Origin of the sequence: Mycobacterium sp. 852002-51961_SCH5331710 (genome assembly GCF_001665535.1) — a bacterium.
In the GTDB taxonomy this organism is placed as follows: Bacteria; Actinomycetota; Actinomycetes; order Mycobacteriales; family Mycobacteriaceae; genus Mycobacterium.
Genome location: NZ_LZSQ01000038.1, coordinates 46,153 through 68,543 on the forward strand (window position 1 = coordinate 46,153; position 22,391 = coordinate 68,543).

Here is a 22,391-nt window from a genome sequence, read left to right on the forward strand (position 1 = left end):
CGGCGCTACTCCCGGGCCGCGCGCCTGCTGCCCAGCGCGACGACCAGGGCGGCGGCCGCCAACGACAGCGTGCCCACCACCCACATCGCCACCCTGCTGTTGCCCGTCAGGTCGGTCAGCCAGCCGGTGATGTACGGACCGCCGAACCCGCTCAGATTGCCGAGCGAGTTGATCAGCGCGATACCACCGGCGGCCGCGGCCCCGGTCAGGAAAGCCGATGGCAGAGACCAGAACACGGGTAGCGCGCACATGACCGCGCAGGTGCACAGCGTGACGGCCAGCATCGCCAGGTAGACGTCGGTCATGTACAGGGCCGCAGGGATGGCGATACCTCCGACGATCGCCGGAATCGCGACATGCCATACGCGCTCGCCCGTGCGGTCGGAGTGCCACGCCCATGGCACCATGACGATCGCGGCCACGACGTACGGAATCGACGTGACCAGCCCGCGCTGGATCACGTCGAGATGGACGCCGTACTCCTCCTGAAATCCGGCGACGATGGTGGGCAAGAAGAAGCCGACCGCGTAGAGCCCGTAGGTGATCCCGAAGTAGATGAACGCCAGGGCCAGGATGCGCGGATGGGTCAGCGCCTTCTTCAACGGCCAGTGGCCGGCGCTCTCGGCGATCGCGCGCTCGTCGTCCAAAGTTCTTTCCAGCCAGCGCTTCTCGTCGGTGCGCAGCCAGTCCGCGGCACCGGGCCGGTCGGTGAGGTAGAACCAGCAGATCACGCCGAGTATGACCGCGGGCAGTCCCTCGACCAGAAACATGAATCGCCAGCCGGCGAGTCCGAACATCCCGTGGCCCCAGTCGATGATCAGCGATGAGATCGTCGATCCGACCGCTGTCGAGACCGGTACGGCGACCATGAACAGCGACACCGCCCGCGACCGCTGCTTCTCGGGGAACCAGAACGTGAGATAGAGGATGATGCCGGGAAAGAAGCCCGCCTCGGCGACGCCGAGCAGGAAGCGCAGGACGATGAGCGTCTCGGCGTTGGGTACGAAAGCGATTGCGGCGCTGATGATTCCCCAGCTGACCATGATCCGCGCGAGCCAGCGGCGGCCGCCGAACTTGTGCAGGGCGATGTTGCTGGGCACCTCGAGCAGCAGATAGCCCAGAAAGAAGATGCCCGAGGCGAAGCCGAACATCTTCGCGCTCATACCGAGCTCGTCGTTCATCCCGTTCGGCCCGGCGAACGCGATGTTGACACGGTCGAGATAGTTGACGATGTAGAGCAATACCAGGAACGGGATCAGTCGCCAGGTGACCTTCGTCAGCGTCCTGTTCTCCACGGCGGGGTCCGGCAGGTAGGTGCTCACGACAGTCCTCCGGTCCCACGGTCGAGCGGCGCGTTCACAGGGAGGCTAAACGAGGCGTCCCCGGCCACGGCGACTTCTGCGGAACCGGATCACTTCAGGCTGGGCAGCAACACCTCGTCGACCAGGACGCGGACGGTCTCGTCGGTCGGAGGCCGCCCGGAGACCAGCGAACGGAACACCAGGTATCCCGGGAGCAGGTCGTAGATCTCGTCGTTGAGCTTCGACCCGTCGATCTCACCGCGCTCGATCGCGTCGCCGAGGACCTTGTTGATCACCATCTTGCGCTGATGGACGAATTCGTTCTGCATGGCCTCACTCAGCCGAGGGTTGTGCGACATCTCGTTGAGGACGGCGCGCATCGTGCTGCCGTGTTCGCACGCCTGCCGGCACACCGCTTCGCCCAGCGCCAGCAGGTCACCGCGCAATGATCCGGTGTTCGGGGGGACGTTGGTCACGCGCGTGCCCTCGATGAACGCGGCCAACACCAGGTCCGCCTTCGACGGCCAGCGGCGGTACACCGTCGCCTTGCTCGCTTTCGCCTGCGTGGCAACGGCTTCCACCGACAGCCGGTCGTAGCCGTGCTGCTGTAACAGCTGGAGCGTGATGGCCAGCAACTCGGCCTCGCGCGGGGTCCAGCGCGAGCCGGACGAGGTAGCCGACTCGGCGTTGCTGGATCCGGACTTCACGCTCACTCCTCACCGCCCCTCTTCCAATATTTACGCGGGCGCCACCACGGGCCCGTCGAGGATAGCGGTTGCGACAGCCAGTACGGTACCGTACCGTTTCGAATTGGCCTCCATTCTTCGTGTGAGTACCCATTCCGAGGCCGGATCGTGGCAGCCGTCGAAAGGGGCGCCGGTGAGCGGTTTTTCGGTGGGAAGACTTGTGCGCCGGCGGTGGACGATCGTGGTCGCGGTCGTCGTCGTAGCGCTCGTCGCCTTCAGCATCTACCGCCTGCACGGCATCTTCGGATCCAACAACGTCGTTTCCAAGACCGGCGCCGAGGCATTGGAGAACACGGGCTTCAACCCCAAACGCGTTCTGCTGGAGGTCTTCGGCACTCCGGGCTCCGTCGCCACGGTCAACTTCCTCGACATCGACGCCCAGCCCCAGCGCGTCGACGACGTGCCCCTGCCGTGGTCGCACGAGTTGGTCACCGACGAACCGACCCTCTTCGTCGATCTGCGTGCACAAGGCGACGGTTCGGTCATCGGATGTCGCATCACCGTCAACGGGGTGGTCACGGACGAAAGGTCCTCCGACAACGTGAATGGATACATCTCGTGCCTGGACAAGACGGCGTGACCGCGCAGAGCACCGACGAGGGGGCACATCGCTCCGACGCCGCGGTGACGGGTTCGCGGCCCGCGCGTCTCATCCGTCGCCTGGCCCTGCCCATTCTGTTGATCTGGGTCGCGGTCGCCGCGGTCACCAACGTCGTGGGACCACAGCTCGAAGTGGTGGGCGCAGAGCGGTCGGTATCGCTGAACGCCGCCGATTCACCGTCGATCATGGCGATGCGCCACATCGGACAGGTCTTCGACGAATTCGATTCCGACAGCGCCGCGATGGTGGTGCTCGAGAGCGACCAACCCCTGGGCGCCGAGGCACACGAGTATTACGACGGCCTGGTGCGCCGGCTGGCCGCCGACACCAAACACGTTGAGCACATCCAGGACTTCTGGGGAGATCCGCTGACCGCGGGCGGCTCACAGAGCAAGGACGGCAAGGCCGCGCTGGTTCAGCTGTACCTCTCGGGCAACCAGGGCGAAGCGCTGGCCAACGAATCCGTCGACGCGGTGCGCGGGATCGTCGACAACACACCGCCACCGCCCGGGCTGCGGGTCTACGTGACCGGTGCGGCACCGCTCATCACCGACAACTTCGAGGTGGGTAGCGAAGGCACCCACAAGGTCACCGCCATCACCTTCCTCGTCATCGCGGTGATGCTGCTCATCGTCTACCGGTCCATCCTGACGACGCTGATCATGCTCGTCACGGTGTTCGTCGAACTCGCCGCCGCCCGAGGCGTGGTCGCGGTGCTCGCGGATTCCGGGCTCATCGGCCTGACGACGTATGCGACGAACCTGTTGACGCTGCTCGCGATCGCGGCAGGCACCGACTACGCGATCTTCGTGGCGGGCCGCTATCACGAGGCGCGCAACAAGGGCATGGACCGAGTCTCTGCGTACTACGACATGTATCGCGGGACCATTCACGTCATCCTCGGATCGGGGCTGACGATCGCCGGGGCGGTGGCCTGCCTCGCCTTCACCCGGCTCCCGTACTTCCAGACGCTCGGCATCCCCGCCGCCATCGGAGTCCTCGTGACGTTGTCGGCCGCGGTCACGCTGGGGCCGGCCGTCCTTCTGATCGCCACCCGCTTCGGGCTCATGGAGCCCAAACATGCGACCCGCGTGCGTGGTTGGCGCCGCATCGGCACCGCGATCGTGCGGTGGCCGGGCCCGATCCTCGCGGTCGCGACGTTGCTCGCACTCGTCGGCCTTCTCGCGCTGCCGGGCTACAAGACCAGCTACGACGCGCGCCCGTACCTGCCCGCCTCGGCGCCGGCGGTCGAGGGCTACACGGCCGCCGAGCGGCACTTCTCCGAGGCGCGCCTCAACCCGGAACTGTTGATGATCGAGACCGATCACGACATGCGTAATCCCGCCGACATGCTGATCCTCGAGCGCGTCGCCAAGGCCGTCCTGCACACCAAGGGCGTCAACCTCGTGCAGTCGATCACCAGGCCGCTGGGCACGCCGATCAGCCACAGCTCCATCCCTTTTCAGATCAGTGCCCAGAGCGCGAGCCAGATCATGAACCTGAGCTATCAGCAGGCGCGCGGCGCCGATCTGCTCAAGCAGGCCAACGAGATCAGCAACACCATCGACATCCTCAAACAGCAGGTGGCTCTGCAGCAGGCGAGTGCGGCCGCGACGCACGAGCAGACGCAGGCGTTCCACGACACGGTGACGATCGTGGAGGACCTGCGCGACAAGCTCGCCAACTTCGACGACCAGTTCCGGCCGATACGCAATTATTTCTACTGGGAGCCACACTGTTTCGACATTCCGATGTGCTCGGCCCTGCGATCGGTGTTCGACTCCCTGGACGGAATCGCCCTGCTGGCCGACCAGTTCGGCACCATCACCGCCAGTCTGGACAAGCTCGACGCCCTGCAGCCGAAACTGGTCGAACTCTTGCCGCCGCAGATCGCCATCCAGGAACGCAACCGCGACCTCACCCTGTCCAACTACGCCACCACCACGGGCATCAACGCCCAGAGTAACGAGGCACTGAAGAACTCGACGGCGATGGGTCAGGCGTTCGATCTGGCCAAGAACGACGACACGTTCTACCTGCCGCCGGAGGCGTTCGACAACCCCGACTTCAAACGCGGCTTGAAGCTGTTCCTCTCACCGGACGGCAAGGCCGCGCGGATGATCATCACGCATGAGGGGAAACCCGCCACGCCGGAGGGGATTTCGCACATCAACGCGATCAAGGACTCCGCGTTCGATGCGATCAAGGCCACCCCGTTGTCGGACGCGAAGATCTATGTCGCCGGGACCGCCTCGACCTACAAGGACATTCAGGACGGCGCCAAGTACGACCTGCTGATCGTCGCGCTGGCGGCGATGGCGCTCATCCTGTTGATCATGATGTTCATCACCCGCAGCCTGGTGGCCGCGGTCGTGATCGTCGGTACCGTCGCGCTGTCGCTGGGCGCATCGTTCGGCTTGTCGGTTCTGGTGTGGCAGTACATCTTCGGGATACAGCTCTACTGGATCGTGTTGGCGCTGGCCGTCATCCTGCTGCTGGCCGTGGGGGCCGACTACAACCTGCTGTTGATCTCGCGGTTCAAGGAGGAGATCGGCGCCGGACTCAACACCGGCATCATCCGTGCGATGGCCGGAACCGGCAGCGTCGTCACCGCGGCGGGGCTCGTCTTCGCCGCGACGATGTCGTCGTTCATCTTCAGCGACCTGGTGGTTCTCGGCCAGATCGGCACGACGATCGGCATGGGGTTGTTGTTCGACACGCTGATTGTCCGCTCCTTCATGACGCCGTCCATCGCGGCCCTGCTCGGCCGCTGGTTCTGGTGGCCACTGAACGTGCGTCCGCGGCCGGCGAGCCGAATGCTGCGCCCGTACGGAACGCGCACCGAGGTGCGGACCCTTCTGCGGTCCGAGGAGAGCTGATAGGAGACCTCGGCCCACGCGCGGATGGGTGGGTCAGGTTTCGAGTGGCGCCGTAAGGGAAACCTCCCGCCGCAGTGGGGCTCACGCCGGCGAGCGTGCTCGTGCCCCGAACCGCCACGATTTAGGAGAGCTTGATGGCCGACGACCGCGCACCGAAGGAAGCAGTCAAGGGAATGGTCGAGGAGGCCAAGGGCAAGGCCAAGGAGGCGGCGGGGGCGCTGATCGGCAACGAAGAGTTGAAGCGTGAAGGCAGGGCCGAACAGCACAATCCGTCGTACATTCCAGGCGCGCCCGGCCCTGAGGCGCCGTCGTTCGACGAGCCGACCGCCCCGCGCGAGCCGTTGCCGCCGAAGGCCGATCAGGTTGCGCCCGAGCTGCGCACGGCAACGGGTGCGACCGTCGACGGCCCGTTGACCGCCCGTGGCCAGCAGGAGGCATACCTCACCACCGCCCAGGGCGCGCGGTTGTACGACACCGACCACTCCCTCAAAGCCGGTGAGCGCGGGCCGACGCTGTTGCAGGACCACCACCTTCGCGAGAAGATCACGCACTTCGACCACGAACGCATTCCGGAGCGAGTGGTGCACGCGCGCGGCGCCGCCGCGCACGGCGTGTTCCGCGCCAACGGTGCGGCCGAGAAGATCTGCAAGGCGGAATTCCTGCGGTCCGGCGAAGAGACCGACGTCTTCGTTCGCTTCTCGACGGTGCTCGGTTCCCGCGGATCGGCCGATACGGTGCGCGACACCCGCGGCTTCGCCACGAAGTTCTATACGCACCAGGGCACCTTCGACCTCGTCGGCAACAACATCCCGGTGTTCTTCATCCAGGACGGCATCAAGTTCCCCGACGTCGTGCACGCGGCCAAGCCGCACCCGGACCGGGAGATCCCGCAGGCGCAGAGCGCTCACGACACCTTCTGGGACTTCGTGTCGCTGCACACCGAAGCCCAGGCGCACACCATGTGGAACATGTCCGACCGCGGGATTCCGCGGTCCTACCGGATGATGGAGGGCTTCGGCGTCCACACGTTCCGGCTGACCGGACCGGACGGGTCGACTTCGCTGGTGAAGTTTCACTGGAAGCCGCGACTCGGCGTGCACTCGCAGGTCTGGGAAGAAGCCCAGATCACCGCCGGGGTGGACCCCGATTTCCACCGGCGCGACCTCGCCGACGCGATCGAGAAGGGCGTCTACCCCGAGTGGGACCTCGGCGTGCAGGTGCTTCCGGACACCCCCGAGCAGATGTTCGAGGGCATCGACCTGCTCGACCCGACGAAGATCGTCCCGGAGGAGTTGGCTCCCGTGCAGATCATCGGGACGCTTCAGCTCAACCGCAACGTCACCAACTTCTTCGCCGAGACCGAGCAGGTCGCGTTTCACCCGGGGCACCTGGTGCCGGGCATCGATATCACCGACGATCCGCTTCTGCAGGCGCGGCTCTTCTCCTACCTCGACACGCAGATCACGCGGCTCGCCGGTCCGAATTTCGGCCAGATCCCGATCAATCGGCCGCACGCGCCGGTCAACGACATGTTCCGCGACGGGTTCCACCAGCACGGCGTGCATCCCGGCGTCGCGCCGTACAAGCCGAATTCCCTCGACGGCGGCTGCCCGTTCCTTGCTGGCGCGGACACCGGCGCGTTCATCGAGGTGCCGACTGTGGTTCCCGAGTCGATGAAGCGGCGTGCCGCCCCGGCCACCTATGACGACCATTTCAGCCAAGTGACGCTGTTCTACCGCAGCCTCAGCCGCGCAGAACAGGAGCACATCGCGGAGGCCTATACGTTCGAGCTGGGCAAGTGCTACGAGCAGGCGGTCAAGGAGCGCCAGCTCGCGGCGTTGGCGAACATCGACGCCGAGCTGTGCGCGACCGTCGCGGCCGGATTGGGTCTCGAGGCGCCCGCGCCCACCGTGCCTCCCGCGGATCCCGACGTGCTGAGCCCCGCCGTGGCCCAGGTCGGTGAGGAATGGCCGGTCGAGGGTCGACAGATCGGCATACTCACCGGCCCCGAGTCGGATCTGGCCGGTGTGGCGGCCGCTGTCACCGCGATCGCGAACGCCAAGAACGTGCCGTTCGTCGTCGCCGCACACGGCGGCACCCTCGAGCACGACGGCGGTGCCTTGCCTGTCTCTCGCACCTACGCGACCGCGCGTTCGGTGGAGTTCGACGCGATCCTCATCGCGGGATCGCCGACCGACGCCAAAGCGAAAAGCATTGTCGACGAGACGTTCCGGCACCATAAGGCGATCGCGGTGCTGCCGGCGGGGACCGAGCTTGCCACCGCCGCAGGGGTTCCCACCGACGGGCCCGGGCTGTTCTCCGACTCTGATGCGGCGACCCTCGCCCAGTCGCTGATCGACGGGCTGGGCGAACATCGGGTGTGGGACCGCGTGGTCCTCGCCTGAGGGCGATGCCGGCCGGCGACCACCATCTCCGGCCGCGGTCCGGTAGCGCCAGAACGGTTTGATGATGGTTGTGTGAAGATTTCGTCAACAGCCCAGAAGCGGGCGGTTGAGCGGCACGATGGGGTGATGGATACCGCCGCGCAATCGTCCGCCTGCACTGCGGATTCCGGCTACCGCGCGCTGGTCGTCGATGATGAGGCGCCGCTGGCGGAAGTGGTGGCGAGCTATCTCGAGCGGGAGCATTTCGACGTCACGGTGCGCCACACGGGAGGCGAAGCGCTCGACGTGGCACGTGAGGTCGACCCGGATGTGGTGGTGTTGGATCTCGGCCTGCCGGGGATCGACGGGGTCGAGGTCTGTCGGCAGCTGCGGACGTTCTCCGACGCTTACGTCGTGATGCTGACCGCCCGCGACACCGAGGTCGATACGATCGTCGGCCTCTCGGTCGGCGCCGACGACTACATGACCAAGCCGTTCAGTCCACGGGAGTTGGTCGCGCGGATCCGCGCCATGCTGCGTCGGCCTCGCACCGTCGGCGCACCTGACCCGGCAACGGGGTCGATGAGCGCCGAGGTGCCGGCACCGCGGGTGTTTGGCCCTCTGTCGATCGATGTCGCGGGCAGACAGGTGTATCTCGGTGGCCAGTTGATTGCGTTGACGCGCACTGAGTTCGACATTCTCGCCGTGCTGTCGTCACGCCCTGGTGTGGTGTGGAGCCGCCGGCAGCTCATCGAAGCAGTTTGGGGGGAGACATGGGTCGGCAACCGCCACCTCGTCGATGTCCACGTCGGACATCTTCGGCGCAAACTGGGTGACGACCCTGCCGAGCCCAGCTTCGTGTTCACTGTTCGCGGAGTGGGGTACCGGATGGGGACCGGGCAGTGAGGGCGTCGACGGGTACCGGGATGCTCCGCCGGTTGCTGTTGGCGCAGGGACTGGTGTTGCTCGCCGTCGGCGTCACGACCTGGGTGGTGGCCTCACTGGTCGGCCCGCCGCTGTTCCGTGACCACCTCCATCAGGCGGGTGTGCCACACAACTCCAGTGAGCAGTTCCACGCCGAACAGGCCTACCGCCACGCCACGGCTATTTCGGTCGGGACCGCTATCGCGGTGGCGGCCTTGACCGCGCTCGTGGTCACCGTATATCTGAGCCGGCGCGTGCAGCGCTCGGTCGCCGAGATATCTGCGGCGGCGGCGACCGTTGCCGAGGGCCGCTACGACATCCGGGTGACACCACCACGACTGGGCGATGAATTCGATGGGCTGGCAACCGCGTTCAACCAGATGGCGCAACGGCTTCAGTCGGTCGAATCGACCCGCCGCCGGTTGTTCGGCGACCTGGCCCACGAGATCCGTACCCCGGTGGCGGTGCTCGAGGCCTACCTGGAGGCCGTCGAGGACGGTGTGAGAACCCTCGACGCACAGACCGTCGCAATGCTGCGTGAGCAGACCGGCCGACTGGTGCGGTTCTCGGCGGACGCCGCCGCCCTCGCGCAAGCCGAGGAGGCCCACACCACCATCGCACCCGAGTGGGTCGACCCCGGTCAGCTGATCGGCACGGTGCGTGCCGCGTTCGCCGATCGCTACACCGAAGCTGGTGTGGCGCTGAGGGTTCGACTCGATGACGCGCCCCGACTATGGGGTGACCGCCAGCGCCTGACCCAGGTGATCGGGAATCTGCTCGACAACGCTCTCCGGCACACTCCGGCCGGCGGCCACGTCACCCTCGCTGTCGGGACTGTCGGCACCGATGTGGTCTTCACCGTTTCCGACGACGGCGAGGGCGTCGCCGCCGAACATCTGCCACACCTCTTTGAGCGCTTCTACCGGGCAGACACCGCCCGAGACCGTGACCGGGGTGGTGCGGGGATCGGGTTGGCAATCGCCAAGGCGCTGACCGAGGCCCATGGCGGCCACATCAGCGCGACCAGCCGCGGACCCGGAGAAGGGACCACCTTCATCGTGACGGTGCCCCTACATCCAGTGATCGGAGCCCATGCCTTCGACAAGCATCAAGCCTCGCCGACGGTCAGCTCCTGACTCGACGCACTACGCCGTCGGGTGGTGACAACGTATCCGCGACCGTGCGGGCCACTACAGCGACTTGAGTATCTCGTTCATCGTGTCGATCTCCTTCTGCTGGCTGCTCACCATCGATTTGGCCAGCGCGACGCCGTCGGGGAACTGACCGTTGTCGACCTCGTTCTGCGCCATGGTGATTGCGCCCTGGTGGTGCCGAATCATCTGGGTGAGAAAGAGCTTGCTGGCCTCGACGCCCTGAGCGTTCTGCAGGGCCTGCATATCGGCCGGCGACATCATCCCTTCCATGCCCGGCATGTTTCCCATGCTCGGCATCATTGACCCGCTCGGCCCCGGCGATGCCGGCGGAGAGACGGTTTCGGTGCCCGAACCATGCATTCCGCCATGCCCAGGGGGCATGTTGCCACCGGTGCCTTTCGGCCCGGGCATTCCGCCCGGCCCGGGCATTCCGGGCATACCCCACTGGTCGAGCCAACCCTGCATCTGCTCGATCTCCGGGCCCTGCGCATCCTTGATCTGCCTCGCCATGTCGGCTACCCGCGGGTCGATGCCCTGCTTTTGCAGGATCATGTCGCTCATCTCTACCGCTTGCTGGTGATGCGGGATCATGTGGTGGGCAAACATCACGTCGGCATGATTGTGGTCTGCTGCCGGCGCTGTACTCACGGTTTGAGTGGGAGCGGCGGATGCCGTCTCTTGGTTGGTCGCAGAGTTGCCGCACGCCGCGACTACAGACACCGCGGCCAGCACCGCCGCTCCGATCGCGCTGGGCCTGTTCACCTTCACCACACATCCTCCACGTCCATCACGCACCGATTTGTCGCCAAGTCTTCTCGAACGGCCATAGGAGTGCTGTAGTCGTTCCCTGAAGATTTGATAAAGAAGCCCGATCGCTCAACAGCGATGGACCGGATCGCACGGCGTGGTTCACGGAGGACGTCGCGGGCGCTGCACACGCTTTGACCAGGCCTTCGCAGGTATGCGGATGCACTGGTGTCGCGTCCCGATAACGAGATGGCGTCAGGTCTTTGGGTGAGGAAGCCGATCGCCGTTGCGCTGCTACCCTCGGGAACATTGTGAGATACCAGATGGCCGTCCGGGCGTCGCGGACCGGCGCGGCGATCGCGCTGGGCATGGCGTTGTGGCTCGTCACCGTCGCCGCCCAGTGGACGCTGCCGGTCGACGAGGTCACCACGGCGCATGGGCCGCATGGACTTTCGTCGGCTCTCGTCGGCGATCACCCGGCCGTCATCGATCATCAGCACATCGGTGATGCGTCGCCCACGTTGCCCCCGGATGCGCTCGCCGAGGCGGTTCTTCCGCGAGCGTCCACCTCACTCGTCCTGTTGGGGCTGATTGCCGCGCTCGCGGTTGTCGCGGTGTGCTGGCATCAACCGGCACTGGCTGCCATCCGCGGTCCGCCCAAGTCGCGACCTTCCGTTCTGTCCGGCCGGGTGCTGCTCACCCGTCTCTGCATCGCGCGACGCTGATCCGGTGGCGTCAGACCACGCCGCCTGGTTGCGGCACGGTCGGTGACCGTCGCCCCCTTTCAGCTGCCGCGTACCGATTTGCGCGGCTCGACACAGAAGCGATGCACGTAGATGAATCACGTTCTGTCCCTTCATACTCTGAAACCACATACTCCTGGTCAAAGATGCCTGGGCCGCTATGACCGCCCGGGCACCATGGTCGGCCACACCCCGGTGTTGCGCATTGCAGAACCCTTTGCGCCGGCTCATCGAGGCTTCTGGGCCAAGCTCGAGGGCTTCAGTCCCGGTGGCATGAAGGACCGTCCGGCCATGTACATGGTGGAGCGTGCGCGGGCCAGCGGTGCGCTCCGGCCAGGCCGCCGAATAGTCGAATCGACCAGCGGTACATTGGGTTTGGGCCTCGCGCTGGCCGGCACGGTCTATCGGCATCCGGTCACCCTGGTGACCGATCCCGGCATGGAGCCGATCATCCAGCGAATGCTGCGGGCGTACGGCGCCGATGTCGACCTGGTGACCGAGCCGCATCCCGACGGCGGTTGGCAGCAGGCGCGCCGTGACCGGGTGCTGCAGGTGCTGGCCGCCGAGGAAGGTGCGTGGTATCCGGATCAGTACAACAACCCCGACAACGTCGACGCGTACCGTGGGCTGGCTCTGGAATTGCACGCTCAACTCGGCACCGTCGACGTGCTGGTGTGCTCGGTCGGTACCGGCGGTCACTCGGCCGGCGTGGCGCGGGTGTTGCGGGAGTTCAACCCCGACATGCAATTGATCGGGGTCGACACGGTGGGCTCCACCATCTTCGGCCAACCAGCCTCGACACGACTGATGCGCGGCCTGGGGTCGAGCATCTATCCGGGAAACGTCGACTACGGGGCCTTCAACGAGGTCCACTGGGTTGCCCCTGCCGAAGCCGTGTGGGCATGTCGCACGATGGCGGCCACCCACTACGCCAGTGGCGGTTGGAGTGTCGGCGCGGTGGCTCTGGTCGCCGGCTGGGCGGCCCGCAGCCATCCGGCGGATATGACGATCGCGGCGATCTTCCCCGACGGCCCACAACGCTACTTCGACACCATCTACAACGACGATTTCTGCCGCGAGCACGGTCTCCTCGGCGAAACACCTCCCGCCGAACCGGCGGTCATCGATGACCCAAGACAACGTGTGGTGTCCTCGTGGACACGGTGCGCCACGATCGTGGATCCGGTAGAGGCGATGCGATGAGGAGCCTTGTCGCCGAATTCCGCAATTTCGGGTGGCCGAGCCGGCTGCTGATGATCAACCAGTTCGGCATCAACCTGGGCTTCTACATGCTGATGCCCTACCTGGCCGGATACCTTGCGGGGCCGCTCGGGCTGGCCGCCTGGGCCGTCGGTCTGGTCCTGGGCGTGCGCAACTTCTCTCAGCAGGGCATGTTCATCGTCGGCGGAACGTTGGCCGACCGCATCGGATACAAGCCGCTCATCGTCGCCGGTTGTCTGCTGCGCACCGTCGGCTTCGGCCTCCTGATCATCGCCGACTCGTTGCCCACCGTCCTAATCGCCTCGGCGGCAACAGGATTCGCCGGAGCACTGTTCAATCCGGCAGTGCGCGCGTACCTCGCCGCCGATGCCGGTCCCCGTCGTGTCGAAGCCTTCGCCCTGTTCAACGTCTTTTACCAGGGGGGCATCCTTGCCGGTCCGCTGGTCGGCCTGGCGTTGATGGTCCTCGATTTTCGCATTGCAGCGGCCGCGGCGGCCGCGATCTTTGCGGCTCTGACAATCGCGCAGCTCTTTGCGCTCCCGCAGCACAACGCCACCCAGCCCCGGGAAGCCTCCTCGATATTGGAGGACTGGCGAACGGTCGTGGCCAACCGGTCCTTCCTGCTCTTCGCGGTGGCGATGGTCGGCTCGTATGTGCTCTCCTTCCAGGTCTATCTGGCGCTACCCCTACAGGCCAAGGATCTGCTGCCGAATGCCGAAGCGCTCGTGGTCGCGGGTGTTTTCGTCATCTCCGGACTGGTCGCGGTCGCAGGCCAGCTCAAGATCACACGGTGGTTCGCCAAGCGGTGGGGGGCGGGGCACTCCCTGGTGATCGGCATGCTGGTTCTCGCGTCGTCGTTCATTCCGATGGCCGTGCTGCCCGACGGCAGCCGTGCCGGCGAGATCGCAGCGGTGATGGCACTTCTCGTCGGTGCCGCAGTGCTGGCAATCGGATCGGCCGCGGTGTTCCCATTCGAAATGGACACGGTGGTGTCCCTGGCCGGCGGCCGGTTGGTCGGAACGCACTACGGGTTCTACAACACCATCGTCGGAATCGGAATTCTCGTCGGCAATCTCGCCACGGGAACGCTCATGCAGAAGACCGCCGACGCCGGAGCGCCAGAGCTGACGTGGCTCGTATTGAGCGCCATCGGGGTGATGGCGGCTTTCGCGCTCTACCGACTGGACCGCGCCGGCCGACTTCAGCCACAGGCGGTCGCCACTTCAACCACCAGGCCCTGAGGCGCCGCCCCCCAGCACGATCGGTCAGATGCCGTTCACCTGACGACCGCCGGATTGCCACGCGCGCATGCCCCCGCGGAGTTCGACGACATCGGTGTAGCCGAGATCGCGAAGTGTCTGGGCCGCAACCGTACTCATCGGCCCGGAGCGGCAGTAGATGGCCAGGGCAGTGCTGCGATCGGCGGGGAGGCGCTCGGCTTGTGCGGCGATCTGATCGAACGGGATTGACAGGTCTGTACCGGGGATATCTCCCTCGAAGGGCACGTGAACGTTCACTGTCACGCGATCGGGCTCGGCGATCGCTGCGGCGAACTCCTCTGGGTCCACCAGCCGCGCGGCACTCGCCGTCTCCGGTTGCGATGCGGTCGTCGGGTGGGTGTCTTCCGTCGTACACGCGCCCAGCGAGATCACGCCGGTCACCGTCGACGCCGCGACGAGCATTCGTGCCGGGGAATGCCTGGCCACTGAGCGTCTAGCCAACCTGAACATGCCGGAAGGATACCCCCTGGGGTAACGGCCCGGGGCAGTCGGACGCCTCATGACCCGCCGGTCGGCTCCGACCTGGTCAACCGCCGCACCACGCGGCCGTGCGCTTGAACCCATGTTTGCTGAATGCTCCCCGGGGCGCATCGTCGCAGGCATACCATTGACCTGCCTGACGAACGGAACCAGCCGATCCGATGGAGGTTCGAGATGCTCCTCATCGTCCGTGTTGCGGCCGCGCTGGCGACTCTCGGAGTTGTCCTGGCGGCACCCGCCGCAGCGTCGGAGGACGAATACCTGCGCGAGCTGCAACCCCGGTACGCGTTCCTGACTGCGGAGGAGTTGCTCACCGAGGGGCAACGGGCCTGCGCGGCCATCAGCTCCGGCGTGCTGGCACCGGACGCCGTCAAGATGGTCAGCGCGGACCTCGGCATCTCGACCGGCGCGGCGATGGACATCGTCAGCCGCGCCAACCTCCAGCTCTGCTGACGCGACGATCCGGATGGATCACCGCACCAAGGTGGGCCAACCCGAACAGCGACTGCGATTCACGGTCCGCCAGAACGGAATTGATCGGACCCAGCATCGACGGCACCGATGTTTTGTCGCACGCTCGGGTCTGCGCGTTCCGCCCGGCGGCGGGTAGTCACTGCCGGGTGCGCGTCAGCGGAAGCGGATGTGCATCGTCGCCAGGCCGAAGATCTTCTTGCCGGCCGATTTCGCCGCCACCACGATGACGCCCGAGCGGGTCTCGGGGTCCAGCGACTTGATCCTGCCGCTGAACTCGATGTCGGCGCCCTCCTCGGCGGAGACGATCGCGGGTGCGGAGAGCCGCACCGCGTACCGCGTCACCGCGCCCGGGTCGCCCGACCAGGCGGAGACGAACCCGGCGCCGAGCCCCATGGTGAGCATGCCGTGGGCGATCACGTCCGGGAGCCCGGCCAGCTTGGCGATGTCCTCGTCCCAGTGGATCGGATTTGCGTCACCGGCGACGCCTGCGTAGTTGACCAGGTCGCCGCGGGACAATCGCGTGTGGCGCACCGGCAGCTCGTCACCGACCTTCAGCTCGTCGAACGACGGCGTCCCAGGTGCGCGGGTCAGCCCACCGTCGGCGATCCGGAACTCGCCCTCGGGCCGCACGGACCTCTCGTAACTGCTGTCGGCCTCGCTGACGGCAAGGATGTCCACGTCGTGCATCATCTTGGCGTGTACGGCGGTCTTGATCGTCGGATCGAGGTCTTCGCTGGTCAGACCCACGACGGTGGTGTGCAGTGTGTGCACCCGCTCGCCGGCGGTGTCGGTGAAGGTGTTGGTCACGGTGATCAGATCCCGGCCGGCGATCCTGCGCACCGAGGTCAACTCGACGTCGATGACCAGTTCGTCGCCGGCCACGATCGGGCGGTGCTGCTCGAAGACCTCCTCGGTCTGCAGGTAGGTGTCGTAACCGACCACGATCTGCTCGAACATGTGACGGTTGCACGACATAGCCGGGGCCGACGTGAACGTCAGCGGCGCGACCAGACCCGAATATCCCAGCTCAGCCGCGGCGGCGACGTCCCAATGCGTAGGTTGGTAGTCCTGCACCGCACGGGCGTATTCGCGGACCTTCTCGCGGCCGACCAGGTAGCTGTCGTCCATCTGGTACCAGTGGCCGACCCGCGCTTCGATCGCCGGCGTCTCTGGTGCTGCGGTCATAGATCTACTCAACTTTTCTGCCGGTTTGTCCGTAAGGCCGACCACAGCACACTAACCGGTGGTCAGCCCGTACCGCCCCCGACCATGGCGCCTGGGCCCTACTCGCGGTGTCCTGTCAGTTTCATCCAGGGCTCTCAACCGAAGGGCATGAAGAGTCTCGAAAGCGTGTGCCCGCATTTCAGCGCACAGTCCTACGATGTCCGCATGCGGCGCCCGCCTTTCACCTCTACCGACGAACGCTGGGATCAACCGCCGAGGTGAGGCCCATCGTGTGGGCACCCATCTCGATGTGGACGAGGAACTGTCAGGATTGCGGACCGCGGTCACCGCCCACCTGACCGCGCGATCGAAGATCGCCGACGCCCCGCAGCAATGGCGCGGGAGGACCGCCGGTCGCGTGGGGCGCATCGTCGAGGGGAAAGCGATTCGATGAGTACCGAGCGCGAGGAACCGGATTACCGCTTCACGTTGGCCAACGAGCGGACCTTCCTGGCGTGGATCCGGACGGCGCTGGCGTTGATCGCCGGTGGCATCGCCGTCGTCCAGTTCGTGCCGTCCTTCGGGATCCCGGGGGTGCGACACGGCCTCAGCGTGGCCTTGACCGCCAGCGGTGGTCTGCTGGCAGCGTTGGCCGTGCGGCGCTGGCAACAGGTTCAATCCGCGATGCGCCGGGGCGAGGACCTACCGCCGACCCATGTTCCGCTGCTACTCGGCGGCGCGCTCTTCGTCGTCACCATGGTGGTCCTCGTTGTGCTGGTCGTCTGGCCGCCATCGGCGCAGTGAGATGCGCGGCCGTCTGACGAAAGGACCGGGGCTTCCGGCCGAGCGCACAGTGCTGTCCTGGGAGAGAAGCTCGTTCGGCTTCCTTGTTGTCGGAGCGCTGGTGCTGTTGCCGCGACACGGGTCTCTGGGTCCGGCGCGGGCCATGCTGGCAATCACCGCGATGCTGCTCGCACTTCTGGTCCTCGCCCTGGGCTACCGGCGGTCACGGCGGATCAGGAACAGCCAGATGGTGAACGGCCGGATGGTCACGTTCACTCCGCAGTTGGAAGTGTTGTTCATCGGCGCCGCCACAACCGGTTTCGCGGCAGCCGTGGTGGTCGTGCTACTCCTGTACACGGTGTGACTCCCGGTAAGCCCGAAAAATGCGGGGTCAGGCCAAGACCAGAAACAGCCTCTCCAACTCGGCTTCCGTCATCGGTCGGTGGCCATCCGAGGTCTGGCCGGCCAGGCACTCCCGTAAGCCGGTGACGAGGATCTTCAACCCGGCTTTTTCGAGCGCCCGTGTCACCGCAGCCAACTGGATCACGACGTCCCGGCAGTCCCGGCCTTGTTCGATCATCGAGATCACTCCGGCGAGCTGTCCCTGGGCCCGGCGCAGCCGGTTGAGCACAACGGCGACCGCATCCTCGTCAGCGGCTGCGGCGCAACGATTTTCGGGCGACGCAGTGCAGTCCGGGGCAGCATCGGCGGCGTTCATGCGAGGGCCCTGCGGGAGGCGGCCGCGCCGGTGAGGCGACGCAGAGGGCAATGGGCGTAACGCGTGCACGCGAGCGTCAGGCCACCCGCGATCGACGTGAGCGCCGCGGCCGCGATCCCGACGCTCAGGTGGATCTCCTGAGCCAGGATGACCGAGGACATCACGAGTACGAACCAGCCGAAGGCCTGCCGCAGCGCATCGGGGTTGACCATCGCGGTCAGCCGAGCGCCGATGAGGGCGCCCACCACGGCCGCGGCGGTCACCGCCGACGCGACCGTCCAGTCGATGGCAACGCTGGACAGATAGCCGCCGAGGCCCGCGAACGACTTCATCGCGATCACGACGAGCGAGGTGCCGACTGCCACAGGCATCGGCAAGCCGCCGAGCAAGGCGAGCGCGGGCACCACGAGGAAGCCGCCCCCGGCACCGACAAGGCCGGTCACCAACCCCACGACCAGGCCCTCCGCGATGATCTTCGGAATCGGCAGGTGGTGGTCGCCGCCGGTGTTCTCGACGTTCTTGCGGCCGCGCAGCATCGCGACGGCGGTGGCGACCATCATGGCGGCGAAACCGATGAGAAGAACGGTGCCCGGGATGAAGCGGGCCAGCAGTCCGCCTCCGTAGGCGCCGGCCATCCCGGCTCCGCCGAAGATCAGACCAGTGCGCCACTGCACTCGCCCGGCCCGAGCGTGCGAGACGGCGCCGATCGCACTGGTAACGCCGACGACCAGAAGCGAAGTTGCGATCGCCTGTTTGGCATCCATGCCGGCGATGTAGGCCAACAGCGGAACGGTCAGGATGGAACCGCCGCCCCCGAGCGACCCCAATGCAACACCCACGAAGACGGCAAGGCCGATGGCGAGCGCAACCATGATCTGCTAGCCCACCGTCTTGTCTGCGGTAGCCGAGCCGACGAGTTGGGCCACGACCGTCTGGGCGTCGCAGGTGGCCCCGCGGTTGTAGGGCAGCTTCGACAACATCATGCCCATGGCGCACGTGTTGGACAGTGCCGCGAACGTGAGGCCGCCACCGATGGCGCCGGCCACCCACTTGAGCTTGGGAACGGCAATGCTGCCCAGGATGCTGGCGAGCACGATGCCGCCTGCGGCCAGGCGGACCTGTCGTTCGAGGTCCCAACGTGTGGTCCCGCGGTTGACCGAGAATCCCTTGGCCTCCCATGCGGTGATGCCGCCGGCGAGGATGTGCATATTGGCCAGCCCTGCCGTGCGCAGCGTCTCCTCCGCCTGGGCGGCACGCTGACCTGAGCGGCAGACCAGCACGACGTCTTCGTCGAGGTGCTGGACGATCTCGTCGCGGTGTTCGCGCAACAAATCCAGCGGCACGTTATAGGCACCGGCGATATGTGCGGTGTCGAACTCGCCCGGGGTTCGGACGTCGAGGACCCGAGGCGGTGTCGGGGAGTTGAGCAGGTCGACGAGTTTCTGTGAGTCGATGACGGCGGGCGCGGTCATATGGCTGTCCTTTCAGATTGGGCTCGGGTAGCGAACCCGATACCACGGGGGGTATGTTGGCACCATGTTACACATACCCCCAGGGGTAAATGAAGAGACGGAATATTTTGGGGGCAAAGGTCCCTTGACATACCCATAGGGGTATCTGCACCGTGGATGCCACAAGGCTCGCCGAACGAACGAAAGGGCTGCCGCCATGAAATTCATCCAGTACTACCTGGACTGCCTGTCCCATGCGTCGTATTTGATTGCCGACGAAACCACTGGGCGCGCAGTCGTTGTCGACCCACAGCGCGACGTTTCGGAGTACCTGTTCGATGCCAGGGAGTTCGGCTTCACCATCGAACTCGTCATCGAGACCCACTTCCACGCCGACTTCCTGTCCGGCCACCTGGAGCTGGCGAAGGCCACGGGCGCAAAGATCGTCTACTCGTCGGTCGCCGAGACCGAGTTCGAGTCGATGGGCGTCGCCGACGGCGAGCGGTATTCGCTGGGCGACGTGACCTTGCAGTTCCTGCACACCCCCGGCCACACCCCCGAGTCGATGAGCATCGTCGTCTACGAACATTCCGGCGATGACGTGCCCTACGGTGTGCTGACCGGTGACGCCCTGTTCATCGGTGACGTCGGCCGCCCGGACCTATTGGCCTCGATCGGGTTCACCCGTGAGGAGTTGGCCGACAAGCTCTACGACTCGCTGCACACCAAGCTGATGACCCTGCCCGACGCGACCCGGGTGTATCCGGCGCACGGCGCGGGTTCGGCCTGTGGCAAGAACCTCTCGACCGACCTGTGGTCGACCATGGGCGAGCAGAAGGAGACGAACTACGCGCTGCGCGCCGCGGACAAGGCGACCTTCATGGAGTTGGTCACCGAGGGCCAGCCACCGGCGCCGAGCTACTTCGTCTATGACGCGATCCTCAATCGGAAGGACCGTGAACTGCTGGACGAGACCAAGAGGCCGATGGCGATGACCTATGAGCAGGTGATGGGCGCGATCGAGGCCGGCGCCGTGCTGGTCGACGGACGCAGCCCCGAGGAGTTCGCCCAGGGCCACCTCCGCCATGCGGTCAACATCGGGCTCGAGGGCCGCTATGCCGAGTTCGCCGGATCGGTTGTGCCCTCGGATGTCGATATCGTGCTGTTCACCGAGCCGGGGCACGAGTTGGAGGGCAAGAACCGACTCGCCCGCATCGGGTTCGACCGCGTCATCGGCTACCTGGACCGGCCGTTCGAGGCGATGCTCGAGCATCAGGACGACGTCCAGATCGCGTCCCGATTGACGGCGAAGGCCTTCGACCAACGCGTTTCGGAATTGTCCGATCTACAAATCGTCGACGTGCGCAACCCAGGTGAGGTTGCGGCGGGGACGATCCCGAACGCGATCGAGATCCCGGTGGGCCAGCTGCCTGCCCGGCTGAGCGAGCTCGATCCGGCCAAGCCGACCGTCGTCTACTGTGCCGGAGGCTACCGGTCTTCAGTGGCCGCAAGCCTGTTGCGGCACAACGGGTTCACCGATGTCAGTGACATCCTGGGCGGTTATGGCGCCTGGGAAGAAACCCACCAGAACGCCTGAGCGGCGGGAGAGATCATGACTACCGCGAAACACCAAGTCGTCATCGTCGGTGGGGGTACCGCCGGCATCTCGGTCGCCGCGCGGCTGCTGCGCAACGGCTATTCGGACGTCGCCGTCATCGAACCGTCCGACACGCACTACTACCAACCGCTATGGACTCTGGTAGGCGGCGGCCAGGCCAAGGCGTCGACGACGGCACGGCCCGAAGCGTCGGTGATGCCCAAGGGCGCGAAGTGGATCAAGAACGCAGCGGCTGGGGTCGATCCGGAGAACAACACCGTCACGTGTGTCGACGGAGCGGACTACGAGTACGAGGTGCTCGTGGTCTGCCCCGGCATCCAGTTGGACTGGAACCGCACCGATGGTCTGGAGCACGCGCTCGGCAGAGACGGAGTGTCGTCGAACTACCGGTTCGACTTGGCGCCACGCACATGGGAATTCATTCGCAACCTCCGTTCGGGCAGTGCGGTGTTCGCCATGCCGTCCGGCCCGATCAAGTGTGCCGGAGCGCCCCAAAAGATCGCCTACCTGGCCAGCGACTACTGGCGAAAGCAGGGCGTGCTGAAGGACATCGACGTACACCTGGTGGTGCCCACGCCGCGACTGTTCGGCATCCCGGCGATCGCCGACAACCTGGACGCGATCGCCGCCGACTACGGAATCACCGTGCACACCAACGCGGAGGTGACGTCCATCGACGCGGCGGCGCACAAGGCGGGCGTGACCCATGTCGGAGATAGCGGACCCGACACGGTGCTGCCATATGACGTTCTGCACGCGGTGCCCCGCCAGTCCGCGCCCGACTGGATCAAGTCGAGTCCACTGTCGACCGGCGACGCGAACGGATACGTCGAGATCGACAAGCACACCATGCAACACGTGCGCTATCCCAACGTGTTCAGCCTCGGTGACGCCGGTTCTTCACCCAATTCGAAAACCGGTGCCGCGATCCGCAAACAGGCCCCGGTGGTGGTCGACAACATCGAGTCCTATTTGTCGGGCCGACCGCTGACCGCCTCGTACAACGGCTACGGGTCGTGTCCGATCGTGACATCCTCGCACGCGATGCTCCTGGCGGAGTTCGACTACGACCTGAACGTGACCCCGTCGTTCCCCCTGCTCGACCCGACCAAGCCCCATCGCAGCTATTGGTACCTCAAGAAGTACGGGTTGCCGTTCATGTACTGGAATCTGATGCTGAAGGGCTTGGCGTAGCGGTTCTTCTGCCCCGCAAGTAAATACGGAAAGGAGAGCGTCATGGCCACGAAGAGCCTGACCTACGACGACTTCGAGTCCACCGTCGTGGACAATCCGGTCGTGCTCGTCGATTTCTGGGCATCGTGGTGCGGCCCGTGCCGTGCCTTCGCCCCGATATTCGAGCACTCCTCGGATTCGCATCGCGATGTCGTGCACGCCAAGGTCGACACACAACGCGAGCTCGACCTGGCCACCGCGCTGGAGATCACGTCGATCCCGACGGTGATGGCGTTCCGGGACGGCGTCCTCGTCTACCGGCAGGCCGGCGCGATGCATCCCGCAGCGCTCGAGGACCTGATCACCCGGGTGAAAGCACTCGACATGGCCGAGGTTCACGTCAAGATCGCCGCACGGAAGGCAGCGCCGGCTTCTTGACTCGGCCCCGACGTCGAGCCGCGGCAAAAGGCATCATCGGTTTCGCGACACGTTTGAACGCGGGCATCGACGGAAATGAATCGATCATGCCCACGCCACGAACTGCGGCCGC

Annotated in this window: 23 protein-coding genes; 15 read left to right on the forward strand and 8 right to left on the reverse strand. The window is 65.8% G+C overall.

What is annotated here, in order from left to right:
* Positions 1-5 precede the first annotated feature (5 nt).
* Entirely contained in the window at positions 6-1,322 is a 1,317-nt protein-coding gene (locus tag A5752_RS06510) for an MFS transporter (protein ID WP_067083460.1), read from the reverse strand.
* An 89-nt stretch (positions 1,323-1,411) separates the two neighbouring features.
* Positions 1,412-2,008, reverse strand: a complete 597-nt coding sequence (locus A5752_RS06515) for a TetR/AcrR family transcriptional regulator (RefSeq protein ID WP_156613651.1) — start codon at positions 2,006-2,008, stop codon at positions 1,412-1,414.
* Positions 2,009-2,180: 172 nt separating this feature from the next.
* On the opposite strand from A5752_RS06515, the gene A5752_RS27935 reads away from it, so the two are divergent.
* The 5 genes from A5752_RS27935 (at position 2,181) to A5752_RS06540 (ending at position 9,971) form a co-directional block, all read left to right on the forward strand.
* Positions 2,181-2,627 (forward strand): MmpS family transport accessory protein, encoded by a 447-nt coding sequence (locus A5752_RS27935; RefSeq protein WP_067083464.1) that lies wholly within the window; start codon positions 2,181-2,183, stop codon positions 2,625-2,627.
* Positions 2,628-2,671: 44 nt separating this feature from the next.
* The gene (locus tag A5752_RS06525; protein ID WP_067083512.1) at positions 2,672-5,527 is read left to right on the forward strand and encodes an MMPL/RND family transporter; all 2,856 of its coding nucleotides are present in this window, start codon (positions 2,672-2,674) and stop codon (positions 5,525-5,527) included.
* 134 nt (positions 5,528-5,661) lie between these two features.
* A complete protein-coding gene (locus A5752_RS06530; protein WP_067083465.1) occupies positions 5,662-7,932 on the forward strand; it encodes a catalase in 2,271 nt (756 codons plus the stop codon).
* A 126-nt stretch (positions 7,933-8,058) separates the two neighbouring features.
* Positions 8,059-8,817, forward strand: coding sequence for a response regulator (locus A5752_RS06535; protein ID WP_067083467.1), 759 nt, complete (start codon positions 8,059-8,061; stop codon positions 8,815-8,817).
* 20 nt (positions 8,818-8,837) lie between these two features.
* Positions 8,838-9,971, forward strand: coding sequence for a sensor histidine kinase (locus A5752_RS06540; RefSeq protein ID WP_082950779.1), 1,134 nt, complete (start codon positions 8,838-8,840; stop codon positions 9,969-9,971).
* A gap of 54 nt (positions 9,972-10,025) precedes the next feature.
* Here A5752_RS06540 and A5752_RS06545 read toward each other — a convergent pair whose 3' ends face one another.
* Entirely contained in the window at positions 10,026-10,757 is a 732-nt protein-coding gene (locus A5752_RS06545; RefSeq protein WP_067083514.1) for a DUF305 domain-containing protein, read from the reverse strand.
* Between the two features lie 290 nt (positions 10,758-11,047).
* Here A5752_RS06545 and lpqS point away from each other — a divergent pair, with 290 nt between their 5' ends.
* The 3 genes from lpqS (at position 11,048) to A5752_RS06560 (ending at position 13,941) form a co-directional block, all read left to right on the forward strand.
* Positions 11,048-11,461, forward strand: coding sequence for a putative copper homeostasis (lipo)protein LpqS (gene lpqS, locus A5752_RS06550; RefSeq protein WP_231983337.1), 414 nt, complete (start codon positions 11,048-11,050; stop codon positions 11,459-11,461).
* A gap of 111 nt (positions 11,462-11,572) precedes the next feature.
* Complete coding sequence (locus A5752_RS06555; protein ID WP_067083472.1) at positions 11,573-12,682, forward strand: PLP-dependent cysteine synthase family protein; 1,110 nt, start codon at positions 11,573-11,575, stop codon at positions 12,680-12,682.
* Entirely contained in the window at positions 12,679-13,941 is a 1,263-nt protein-coding gene (locus A5752_RS06560; protein ID WP_067083474.1) for an MDR family MFS transporter, read from the forward strand. The genes A5752_RS06555 and A5752_RS06560 overlap by 4 nt, the downstream gene beginning before the upstream one ends.
* A gap of 24 nt (positions 13,942-13,965) precedes the next feature.
* Here the strand turns inward: A5752_RS06560 and A5752_RS06565 are convergent, their stop codons facing one another.
* Complete coding sequence (locus tag A5752_RS06565; RefSeq protein ID WP_156613653.1) at positions 13,966-14,382, reverse strand: rhodanese-like domain-containing protein; 417 nt, start codon at positions 14,380-14,382, stop codon at positions 13,966-13,968.
* A 252-nt stretch (positions 14,383-14,634) separates the two neighbouring features.
* Here A5752_RS06565 and A5752_RS06570 point away from each other — a divergent pair, with 252 nt between their 5' ends.
* Complete coding sequence (locus A5752_RS06570) at positions 14,635-14,913, forward strand: DUF732 domain-containing protein (RefSeq protein ID WP_067083515.1); 279 nt, start codon at positions 14,635-14,637, stop codon at positions 14,911-14,913.
* Between the two features lie 174 nt (positions 14,914-15,087).
* Here A5752_RS06570 and A5752_RS06575 read toward each other — a convergent pair whose 3' ends face one another.
* The gene (locus A5752_RS06575; protein WP_067083477.1) at positions 15,088-16,119 is read right to left on the reverse strand and encodes a fused (3R)-hydroxyacyl-ACP dehydratase subunits HadA/HadB; all 1,032 of its coding nucleotides are present in this window, start codon (positions 16,117-16,119) and stop codon (positions 15,088-15,090) included.
* A 271-nt stretch (positions 16,120-16,390) separates the two neighbouring features.
* Here A5752_RS06575 and A5752_RS27415 point away from each other — a divergent pair, with 271 nt between their 5' ends.
* The 3 genes from A5752_RS27415 to A5752_RS06585 are packed head-to-tail and all read left to right on the forward strand — an operon-like array spanning position 16,391 to position 17,245.
* Positions 16,391-16,552, forward strand: coding sequence for a hypothetical protein (locus A5752_RS27415; protein WP_156613655.1), 162 nt, complete (start codon positions 16,391-16,393; stop codon positions 16,550-16,552).
* Positions 16,549-16,902, forward strand: a complete 354-nt coding sequence (locus A5752_RS06580; RefSeq protein WP_067083478.1) for a YidH family protein — start codon at positions 16,549-16,551, stop codon at positions 16,900-16,902. The genes A5752_RS27415 and A5752_RS06580 overlap by 4 nt, the downstream gene beginning before the upstream one ends.
* Before the next feature lies 1 nt (position 16,903).
* A complete protein-coding gene (locus A5752_RS06585) occupies positions 16,904-17,245 on the forward strand; it encodes a DUF202 domain-containing protein (RefSeq protein ID WP_067083480.1) in 342 nt (113 codons plus the stop codon).
* 27 nt (positions 17,246-17,272) lie between these two features.
* On the opposite strand, the gene A5752_RS06590 is transcribed toward A5752_RS06585, so the two are convergent.
* The 3 genes from A5752_RS06590 to A5752_RS06600 are packed head-to-tail and all read right to left on the reverse strand — an operon-like array spanning position 17,273 to position 19,071.
* Complete coding sequence (locus A5752_RS06590) at positions 17,273-17,599, reverse strand: metal-sensitive transcriptional regulator (RefSeq protein WP_082950778.1); 327 nt, start codon at positions 17,597-17,599, stop codon at positions 17,273-17,275.
* Positions 17,596-18,471 (reverse strand): sulfite exporter TauE/SafE family protein, encoded by an 876-nt coding sequence (locus tag A5752_RS06595; protein WP_067083482.1) that lies wholly within the window; start codon positions 18,469-18,471, stop codon positions 17,596-17,598. The genes A5752_RS06590 and A5752_RS06595 overlap by 4 nt, the downstream gene beginning before the upstream one ends.
* 6 nt (positions 18,472-18,477) lie before the next feature.
* Entirely contained in the window at positions 18,478-19,071 is a 594-nt protein-coding gene (locus A5752_RS06600; RefSeq protein WP_067083483.1) for a rhodanese-like domain-containing protein, read from the reverse strand.
* Between the two features lie 196 nt (positions 19,072-19,267).
* Here A5752_RS06600 and A5752_RS06605 point away from each other — a divergent pair, with 196 nt between their 5' ends.
* From A5752_RS06605 to trxA, 3 genes are read left to right on the forward strand one after another with little or no spacing between them, the layout of a single operon-like run.
* The gene (locus tag A5752_RS06605) at positions 19,268-20,647 is read left to right on the forward strand and encodes an MBL fold metallo-hydrolase (RefSeq protein WP_067083485.1); all 1,380 of its coding nucleotides are present in this window, start codon (positions 19,268-19,270) and stop codon (positions 20,645-20,647) included.
* A 15-nt stretch (positions 20,648-20,662) separates the two neighbouring features.
* Entirely contained in the window at positions 20,663-21,862 is a 1,200-nt protein-coding gene (locus A5752_RS06610; protein ID WP_067083487.1) for an NAD(P)/FAD-dependent oxidoreductase, read from the forward strand.
* A gap of 42 nt (positions 21,863-21,904) precedes the next feature.
* A complete protein-coding gene (gene trxA / locus A5752_RS06615; RefSeq protein ID WP_067083488.1) occupies positions 21,905-22,279 on the forward strand; it encodes a thioredoxin in 375 nt (124 codons plus the stop codon).
* The last annotated feature ends 112 nt before the right edge of the window (positions 22,280-22,391 follow it).

Coding starts and splice junctions, on each gene's coding strand:
- A5752_RS06535 (WP_067083467.1), top strand. CDS start 8,059: ATGGATACCGCCGCGCAATCGTCCGCCTGCACTGCGGATTCCGGCTAC.
- A5752_RS06570 (WP_067083515.1), top strand. CDS start 14,635: ATGCTCCTCATCGTCCGTGTTGCGGCCGCGCTGGCGACTCTCGGAGTT.
- A5752_RS06595 (WP_067083482.1), bottom strand. CDS start 18,471: ATGGTTGCGCTCGCCATCGGCCTTGCCGTCTTCGTGGGTGTTGCATTG.
- A5752_RS06560 (WP_067083474.1), top strand. CDS start 12,679: ATGAGGAGCCTTGTCGCCGAATTCCGCAATTTCGGGTGGCCGAGCCGG.
- A5752_RS06580 (WP_067083478.1), top strand. CDS start 16,549: ATGAGTACCGAGCGCGAGGAACCGGATTACCGCTTCACGTTGGCCAAC.
- A5752_RS06575 (WP_067083477.1), bottom strand. CDS start 16,119: ATGACCGCAGCACCAGAGACGCCGGCGATCGAAGCGCGGGTCGGCCAC.
- A5752_RS06605 (WP_067083485.1), top strand. CDS start 19,268: ATGAAATTCATCCAGTACTACCTGGACTGCCTGTCCCATGCGTCGTAT.
- A5752_RS06540 (WP_082950779.1), top strand. CDS start 8,838: ATGCTCCGCCGGTTGCTGTTGGCGCAGGGACTGGTGTTGCTCGCCGTC.
- A5752_RS06565 (WP_156613653.1), bottom strand. CDS start 14,382: ATGCTCGTCGCGGCGTCGACGGTGACCGGCGTGATCTCGCTGGGCGCG.
- A5752_RS06585 (WP_067083480.1), top strand. CDS start 16,904: ATGCGCGGCCGTCTGACGAAAGGACCGGGGCTTCCGGCCGAGCGCACA.
- A5752_RS06555 (WP_067083472.1), top strand. CDS start 11,573: ATGAATCACGTTCTGTCCCTTCATACTCTGAAACCACATACTCCTGGT.
- A5752_RS06600 (WP_067083483.1), bottom strand. CDS start 19,071: ATGACCGCGCCCGCCGTCATCGACTCACAGAAACTCGTCGACCTGCTC.
- A5752_RS06610 (WP_067083487.1), top strand. CDS start 20,663: ATGACTACCGCGAAACACCAAGTCGTCATCGTCGGTGGGGGTACCGCC.
- A5752_RS06590 (WP_082950778.1), bottom strand. CDS start 17,599: ATGAACGCCGCCGATGCTGCCCCGGACTGCACTGCGTCGCCCGAAAAT.
- trxA (WP_067083488.1), top strand. CDS start 21,905: ATGGCCACGAAGAGCCTGACCTACGACGACTTCGAGTCCACCGTCGTG.
- A5752_RS06530 (WP_067083465.1), top strand. CDS start 5,662: ATGGCCGACGACCGCGCACCGAAGGAAGCAGTCAAGGGAATGGTCGAG.